The 8,146-nt window shown below is 44.5% G+C and carries 7 protein-coding genes; 3 read left to right on the forward strand and 4 right to left on the reverse strand.

The features are described 5' to 3' along the window. Nucleotides 1-332 precede the first annotated feature (332 nt). The 4 genes from QUB30_RS25930 to QUB30_RS25945 all read right to left on the reverse strand — a co-directional run bounded on the left by QUB30_RS25930 (nt 333) and on the right by QUB30_RS25945 (nt 5,339). Nucleotides 333-689, reverse strand: a complete 357-nt coding sequence (locus QUB30_RS25930; RefSeq protein WP_333339448.1) for an STAS domain-containing protein — start codon at nt 687-689, stop codon at nt 333-335. A 106-nt stretch (nt 690-795) separates the two neighbouring features. After that, nucleotides 796-2,028, reverse strand: coding sequence for a UDP-galactopyranose mutase (gene glf / locus QUB30_RS25935; protein WP_333339451.1), 1,233 nt, complete (start codon nt 2,026-2,028; stop codon nt 796-798). Nucleotides 2,029-2,157: 129 nt separating this feature from the next. Continuing rightward, the gene (locus QUB30_RS25940) at nt 2,158-3,462 is read right to left on the reverse strand and encodes a glycosyltransferase family 1 protein (protein WP_333339454.1); all 1,305 of its coding nucleotides are present in this window, start codon (nt 3,460-3,462) and stop codon (nt 2,158-2,160) included. Nucleotides 3,463-4,301: 839 nt separating this feature from the next. Beyond that, nucleotides 4,302-5,339 (reverse strand): aldo/keto reductase, encoded by a 1,038-nt coding sequence (locus QUB30_RS25945; RefSeq protein ID WP_333339457.1) that lies wholly within the window; start codon nt 5,337-5,339, stop codon nt 4,302-4,304. A gap of 427 nt (nt 5,340-5,766) precedes the next feature. Between QUB30_RS25945 and QUB30_RS25950 the strand changes: the two genes are divergently transcribed. The 3 genes from QUB30_RS25950 to QUB30_RS25960 all read left to right on the forward strand — a co-directional run bounded on the left by QUB30_RS25950 (nt 5,767) and on the right by QUB30_RS25960 (nt 8,076). Next, nucleotides 5,767-6,168, forward strand: coding sequence for a fasciclin domain-containing protein (locus QUB30_RS25950; protein ID WP_333339464.1), 402 nt, complete (start codon nt 5,767-5,769; stop codon nt 6,166-6,168). Between the two features lie 808 nt (nt 6,169-6,976). Continuing rightward, nucleotides 6,977-7,186 carry a hypothetical protein gene (locus QUB30_RS25955; RefSeq protein WP_333339459.1) on the forward strand — a complete coding sequence of 70 codons (210 nt, stop codon included), beginning with the start codon at nt 6,977-6,979 and terminating at the stop codon, nt 7,184-7,186. Between the two features lie 224 nt (nt 7,187-7,410). Then, nucleotides 7,411-8,076: a hypothetical protein gene (locus tag QUB30_RS25960; protein WP_333339462.1), complete on the forward strand. Its 666-nt coding sequence runs from the start codon at nt 7,411-7,413 to the stop codon at nt 8,074-8,076. Nucleotides 8,077-8,146: the final 70 nt, after the last annotated feature.

Raw genomic sequence — 8,146 nt, forward strand, 5'->3', positions numbered from 1 at the left:
GCGACTATTGCTCCGACTTGGACAAGTTTTTTGCTGATTAATTTGTAAAAGTTCTGTATTAAAACAGCCTCATCTGAAGGAGCTCTTATGCAGAAGTCATTAGTGATTAGTAATTAGTCATTAGTCACAAGCCATCTTCCGGAAAGTTTTTAGGTTTTAGTCTCAAACCCTTCATTTTCCGTTTGCAGCTCAGCTCGATTACCCAATAGCCCTGAAACCATTATTCGACGGTTGGCAATCAAAAATTGTCCGAAGTTTTGAGAATGAAGAAGAAAGATTTTCCCCTGGCACACTCAGACACTCGGACACTATCGCTCACTCCCAACTCTAGTTTAGCCGGCAACACTTTGCAAATCTCCTAACGGTTCAGTTAGGTCACTTTTGAGGGAATTTTCTCCCGAAGGGGGCAAACACTGAAATATTTGTTCTAGTCCCGTGAGTTCAAATAGGATTCTCACTTGTTGGCTCATGGCAGATATCAAAAGTATACATTCACTGTCTCTAACTAATTTCACGATCGCCACTACAGCCATTAACTCCGAATTTTTCAGGAAATTTATCTTTGAGAAATCGAGCATCAGAATTTTGCCCCCGCTTTCTATGAGGCGCTCTATTTCTTTCTGAAAATGAGGAAATTGAGATTTTTCCAAAACCTCGTGAGACAAAACAATTTTAACTATAACTTTCATTTCCACCTCAACGCTTATTTGAATTCTTACAGAACTTTTGATTAAAACTGAGTAAGGTGCTGATAGCGCACCTTACTCAGTTTTAACCGGAACTGGCAACTTGCAGCTACTTGCTAGCAGATTTGCCGTTGCCGTTGCCGTTGACAGCAGCCGCTTTTAGAGGTGCTGTGACTGGGTTCTCGGCAACTCCATTCGACGAGCTTAAATTAGAGGCAGAACCGTTAACATTTTCCACCAATTCAATCACCGGCTTGGTAGTAATTTGAGTGTAAGTTGTCAGAGCTTGAGCGACCACTTGATCCATGTTGTAATACCTGTAAGTCGCCAGCCTTCCCACAAAAGAAACTCCCGGAGTGGCATCAGCCAAGGCCTTATATTTCTTGTAAATTTCGGCATTCTCTGGACGCGGAACCGGGTAGTAAGGGTCTCCCTCGGCTTGGGGATATTCGTAGACAATGCTAGTTTTTTGATGCTCTTGTCCGGTGAGGTATTTAAACTCCGTGCAGCGAGTATATAAATGCTCGTTGGGGTAATTTACGACCGGTGCTTTTTGGTGTACGGGTACGTTCAGTGTTTCGTGCTTGAATTCCAAGGAACGGTAAGGAAGTTTCCCGTAGCAATAATTGAAATAGGTATCGACCGGCCCGGTGTAAATCATTTCCCCGTAAGGAATAAAACCCTCAATCTCCCGGTAGTCGGTATTCAGCATCACCTTGATGTTTGGGTGATCGAGCATCTTTTCAAACATCCGAGTGTAGCCGTGCAGCGGCATTGCTTGATAGGTATCGGTGAAATAGCGATCGTCCCGGTTAATGCGAGTGGGTACGCGCGCAATCACTGAGTTGTCGAGTTCCGACGGATCCATTCCCCACTGTTTGCGGGTGTAATTGCGGAAGAATTTCTCGTAAAGTTCCCGGCCGACTTTGCTGACAACGACATCTTCGGAAGTGCGAATGTAATCCTTTGGTTCTGCTACTTTTGCGAAGAAATCTTCTACTTCAAAGGAGGTGAGATTCAGTCCGTAAAGTTGGTTTACGGTGTTGAGATTGATCGGAATTGGCAGCAGTTGACCGTCAACGCTGGCGAGGACGCGGTGTTCGTAGGGCCGCCACTCGGTGAACCGCGAAAGGTACTCGAAAACTGGGCGCGAATTGGTGTGAAAAATGTGGGGGCCGTATTTGTGTACGAGGATGCCATGATTGTCGTAGTGATCGTATGCGTTGCCGCCGATGTGGTTGCGGGTATCAATTATCAGGACAGTTTTTCCGGCCTCATTTGCTAGTCTTTCGGCAATGACGCTACCTGCAAATCCTGCTCCGACGATTAAATAGTCAAACATTGAAACACCTCTGATTGTGGGTAAGGGTAAGGGTAAGGAATAATTGGTAATTGGACATACAGCGAGGAGTGTTGAGTGTTAAGTTTTGAATCCGTAAAGTGTAACTATTTAACTTCAACCTCAACATTCCTAACTTAAAACTTTCATCCTGGCTTCGGCTTTCTGCCTTTTCTCGTCGATCGCACTTTCGATCAACCCCAGCATTTCGCCCCAGGTATTGTCCCAAGAATTATCGGCTAAAAAAGCGTCAACTTCGCTAAGCCACTTGGTGCGAACGTCCGAACTTTCGCTGAAGATTTCTTCGGCAGAAGCAACGAATTCTGAAGAATTGCTAGCAATCCGAACCAAGCCGTTTTCTCCGTATGGCCGCACCACGTCGCGGATAGGAGTAGAAATCACAGGTTTGCCGGCAGCGAGGTATTCTGGAGTTTTCGTGGGACTAATAAACTTAGTCGATTCGTTAATCGCAAAAGGCAGCATTGCGATATCCCATCCGCCAAGATACGCTGGCAGTTCTTGATAAGATTTGCCGCCGAGATAGTGGATATTTGGGTGAGTTGGCAAAGTTGCCGGATCGATTTTCGCCACCGGGCCAATGATGACTAAATGCCAGTCCGGCCTTGCTTCCGCAATGCCCGCCACCAGTTCTATATCCATGCGTTCGTCTATGACGCCATAAAATCCCAAACGCGGGCGAGGAATGTCTTTTTGATCCGCTGGTTCTTGTGAAACATTCCTGGCTGTCGCAAAGTGTTCTTTTTCGATGCTGCTGGGGAAGGCGTGAATGTTTGGGTGCTGGTGCTGTTTGGCTTCGTAAAGGTTGTGTCCCCCGGTAAATACTACGCTGGCGCGCTTTAATAATTGGTTTTCATTGGCTTTTAAATCTGGGTGCGCGCCTTGAAATGCTGACAGTTCATCCATGCAGTCGTAGACTACAGCTAGCGGCTTTAAGTGGCTTGTGAAACTGACAGCCATTGGTGTGTAATACCAGAGGATGTACTGGTTAATTTCCGCCGCTCGAAACAAATCATCTAGCATGGCTTGCTGAGCAGTTTGTGCTGTTGCTTCGCTGGTTCCTTCGCTGAGGTGCGGTACTATTACCCAAACTCCGCTTTCGTGGATGCTGACATCAAGCCACCAATCTTTAGCCGCGCTCAAAATAGGTTCTTCTACAAAGAATACGCGACGATTTTTGGCACAGCGACCCAAGAGATGTTGCGGACGCTGATAGACAAAATTCCACCGCAAATGAGACAGGCAAACTAAATCCGGTGCATCTAAAGAATCAGCTTTTAATAAGTTAGCGCGCAATGCCGGCGAGGGAGCGAATTGAGAGGGCGATTTAGCAGGATCTATAGAGGTAAATCGGATCTCCCATGCTCGACCTTTATTGCTGCTATAATTATTGTTTACTGAGTTTTCGGGGGGCGACATAATTAGCCTCTGGAATTTGTCAATGAAAATTTGTCAATGAAAATTTGTCAATAGGATATGTTTCTCAGGAGTGTCTTACTAAAAGTCGCAAGAAGCATCAATCTGAGAACTTTTATTGACGAGCAAGCGCCGCATTCATTGAACCAAACAAAGAAACTGTTTAGCTGCGGAGAAACACGCTTATCTGCTTTTATCAGAAGTGAAACTGGGAGATAAGTTAATATTGTTAGACTTGCTATTGTTGTTAACTGTAACCCAGTTTTTCTGCCATAACTTCTATCTGAAGGATGACTTCTATCTCAGGATGCGCTTAGCTTACACGCTGGGTTCAAAAGCGGTTAAAAGGCCGATCGACCTTGTAAAATGACTCTTAACTGGCAGGTACGGGGTGAAAAAAGAGCGAGTTTTATTGCTTTATTTGGAGAGGATAGAAAATTTGCCATCAAGTTTATGTTGCTTTTTAATTTGACAAACCTAGCCTTTTTTAAACTCATCCGATCGCTGGCAGGGAAAATTTGTATCCTAATATACAAAGCAGCACCAGAGATTTCTGACTTCCGATAGATTAACAATTGACAGTTTATGCAGTGGGGTGAAACTAACCGAACAGCACCTGTCTCAACAATAACAAAGAAACCAGGCAACCGCAACGATAAACCTAAGATTTTGCGCGAGTCTGTGCCAAGAAACCAAGATGATGACATTGGCGCTGTGGGCGTCAGTTTAACCTCGCGCCCACAGCACAAATGTCAATCATCCCTCTAAGGGCGGGTTCGCCGATATCAGCAATCGAACGCAAAATATCCACGTAAACCCGCGACTAGAAAATAGCAGCAACTTTACAGTCGGCTGCTGTCAATTTTGGCGATTCCCCCTCCAAAGGCAAAATCTTGAACCGTCGAACTCTTTAAGAAATCGTGAGGAAAACCCAATTCAATTGCGCTTACTTTGTCTAACTGCTGCATTTGTTCGGGGGTTAATTCAAACTCCAAACAAGCGAGATTTTCCTGAAGTTGCGAGAGTTTGCGCGAACCCACAATCGGAATAACTTCGACTGGCTGTTGTCGCAGCCAATTTAGGGCTACTTGAGAAGCGGGTTTGCCAATTTCGGCTGCTATTTTGCTAACTTCGTCAGCAATTTTGAGGTCTCGTTCGTTAATTTTTCCCGATTCAGGTGAATTCAGCCGTTTAGCTTCGCTGGCTGTTTCTGAAGTGTTGTATTTTCCTGTCAGCAAACCGGCTGCTAAGGGGCTCCAAGCTGTGACGCCAATATCGAAGGCTTTTGCCATAGGGATCAAGTCCCGTTCGGGAGTTCGTTCTTTTAAAGAATACTCAATTTGCAAGGCGATAAATGGTGTCCAACCGCGCAGATGGGCGATCGTATTTGCTTGAGAAATAATCCAAGCCGGCGTATCGGAAATGCCTATATAAAGAACTTTGCCGGCGCGCACCAAATCGTCAAAAGCGCGCATCACTTCTTCGACGGGTGTGGTAAAATCCCAAGCGTGCAGCCACAGCAAATCTATGTATTCAACTTGCAATCGCTTCAAACTTGCTTCTACTGCTTGTACCATATTTTTGCGGTGGTTGCCGAAACCGTTGATTTCGCCATTCTTCATGTTGAGGCTGTACTTAGTGGCAACTACCCATTTTTCGCGATCGGCTGCGATGAACTCACCGACATATTTTTCGCTAGTACCGTTGGTGTAGAGATTCGCGGTATCAATGAAATTGCCGCCCGCTTCTGCAAAGGCGTCGAACATTTTACGGCTTTCGTCGTAGGAACTCCCCCAACCCCACTCTTCCCCAAAAGTCATGGTTCCGAGGCAGATTTCCGAAACGCGAAGTCCGCTGTGACCTAGTAGTTTGTATCTCATGTCACCCTTCCCCTAGTTAGTGGTTGTTAACAGTTTAGATCGGGATTTCCCAAACTGTTGCCATAAGTCGGGGTGGCGGGCTTTTGTAATGTGTTAGCGCTGCGCTGAATGTTAAATGTTTTGCCAAGTTAATCAAAATGTCGTAGCAGGGGCGAGGGTTCCGGGCCATTGCCCCTGCGTTTAGTTTAAACAGCGCAGGGGCGATCGTCTTACTAATGTATTTAGGATTACATGAATAGATTAAAATACAGTAAAAGGGCAAAACAAATATCTACCTTTAGATAGATATTTTATGAAAGGAGTTAAATAAAAAAATGCTATCTTAAATAATCTGAAAACCAGACAGAACTAGAGAAAAAATTAATGTAGCTAAATTAACTTTTTAGCGTTATAGTGATTTATAGATTACAAAAACTAGGTGACTCACTTGGCTGATATCGTTGATACCGCCGTTGCGGCTGGATCTTTTACAACCCTAGTTGCTGCTGTCAAAGCTGCTGGTTTAGTAGATACTCTCAAAGGCGCTGGCCCCTTCACAGTTTTTGCGCCTACTGACGAAGCTTTTGCTAAGCTTCCCGCAGGTACTGTAGAAGCACTGCTTAAGGACATTCCTAAGCTGACAAAAATCCTGACTTATCATGTCGTTTCTGGCAAAGTTCTGGCCGCTGATGTGGTCAAGCTGAAATCTGCCAAGACAGTTGAAGGTTCAGAAGTTAAAATTGATGCTTCCAACGGCGTCAAAATTAATGATTCTACCGTTACAACAGCCGATGTTGCTGCTGATAATGGTGTCATCCACATTATTGATTCAGTCTTGCTTCCTGCGTAAGCACAGATTTAGATAGCGCAATACTATCTTGAGGGCGGTGGCTGTTGTTAGCCACCGCCCTGTTTTAGTTGATAGTTGAGATTTAAATATTTTACGCAGCTCGATAATTAAAACTATTATATAGCAATCCTCAATGAGTCGTAAATTTTTTACCCCACCCCAACCCTCCCCGCGGGTTCGGGGAGGGAGTAAGAAATTCACAAATGATTTAGGATTGCTATAGAGTAGCGGGAATTGGCCGATCGCACTCAGCTTGATTCGGCCCCAAATTTGTCGCTGCTGGATTTACTGGCAAAAACTGCGACAGGTACTCTGGACAAAATTTTATCAAAAAAATAAAAAAGTGCGATCGACAGCGTTAGCAATTGCCGATAATTAGCGGCCCACTTATTTTGCACTCTCGGGCTGATTCCCGGTTGATGCGTAGATACCATGCCACCAAACCCAACATTTCTCCGAGAAACTGGGTTGAGGAGGCCTTGTCCTAATTAAGATACAATAAGAACCACAAAGAAAGTGCGATCGACCTTATTTGACATTCAAGCTATGCAATCTACAACTCAGTCCGAGACAGAATCGGCGATGGACGCTCTCAAACACGGCTTACCCGTTACAATCATTACAGGATTTCTTGGTATTGATTAATGCAGTTTACAGTGTTTGAGAACGCCAAGCAAATCTCGACTAAGCTGTTGTGCATTTAAATTGTTTGAGGGCGGGCTTTCCTGCCCACCCCACAAGAGTGAAAGTTTCTTTTACCATGCAATTTAAATGCGGATTAGCTTATCTAGTAGTCGAAACAACCTGATTGGCCACAGCCGCCGGCCCTACAGACGATTTCACTCACCCAGACTTTGTACAGCCCGTAGAAAGTAAATTTATGCCTGTAGAAATAGAAAAAGAAACTCTTTATTTTAGCTACGGAATGGGAACATTTCACCCAGTTGATGCAGACAGTTATCCCACAACCTGCACTTACAGCCAAAGCTCGAATTGCAGACCGCCGTTTTGTAGCTAAAAACTTTCCTAGGAAACACGAACTCCACCAGTTGCTATATACCATCTTACCCGAAAACACGAGCTATAAAATTGACATATCAACTTTTAAATCAATAATTTTCTAACCAAATAACCCTTTTTTTAAATGGTAACGGGTAATTGGTAATTGGGCATTGGTAAGGGGTAATGGGTGATGGGCGATCGGTAACAAACCAAAATTAACAACTAACAACTAACAACTAAATGCGTATAATTGTTGAAGGCTGGCGTTTTTTGCCGCACTCCTACGCGATCGCCAATCAATTTCAGCTACTAGAAATGCTGAAATACCCCTATTTAGAAATTTTCCACAAAGATATCCCCTATCTAGACGAAAATTGGCAGCCAGCAACCGGTTTGTTAGACGCAACTGCTGAAGCAGCAATAAAAAATATTCCTCACCCTTCCGCCTCTCTCAAAGCAGACGCTACGTTACGGATATCAGTACCTTACAATTTTGCACCCTCAAATACAAAACGGACGTGCTTGTTTGCCACAACAGAATGGGGAATTCTGCACAACGAAAACTTTAGAATAACGGGCGCAGCTTCCCTCCGCGAAGGACACAGCAACTCCGATATTATTATTACGCCTTCCCATTGGTCGAAAACCGGATTTATCCGCAGCGGTGCGAATCCCGATCGCACAATTGTCATACCCTGCGGCATCGATCCGAATATTTACAAACCTTTAACAAAATCGGAACGCGAAGCTTTGCGGAAACAGCTAGGATGGGACGGATTTGTATTTTTGAATATCGGTGCCGGATCTCCCAATAAAGGCATCGATTTATTGTTAAAAGCTTTCGCAGTTGTAGTTGAAAGTTATCCCGAAGCCAGATTAGTATTGAAAGGAGAAGAATCAATATAGCAATCCTTGCAGGAGTCGTAAAATTTTTACCCCACCCCAACCCTCCCCGAACCCGCGGGGAGGGAGTAAG

Origin of the sequence: Microcoleus sp. BROC3 (assembly GCF_036702515.1) — a bacterium.
Classification (GTDB): domain Bacteria; phylum Cyanobacteriota; class Cyanobacteriia; order Cyanobacteriales; family Microcoleaceae; genus Microcoleus.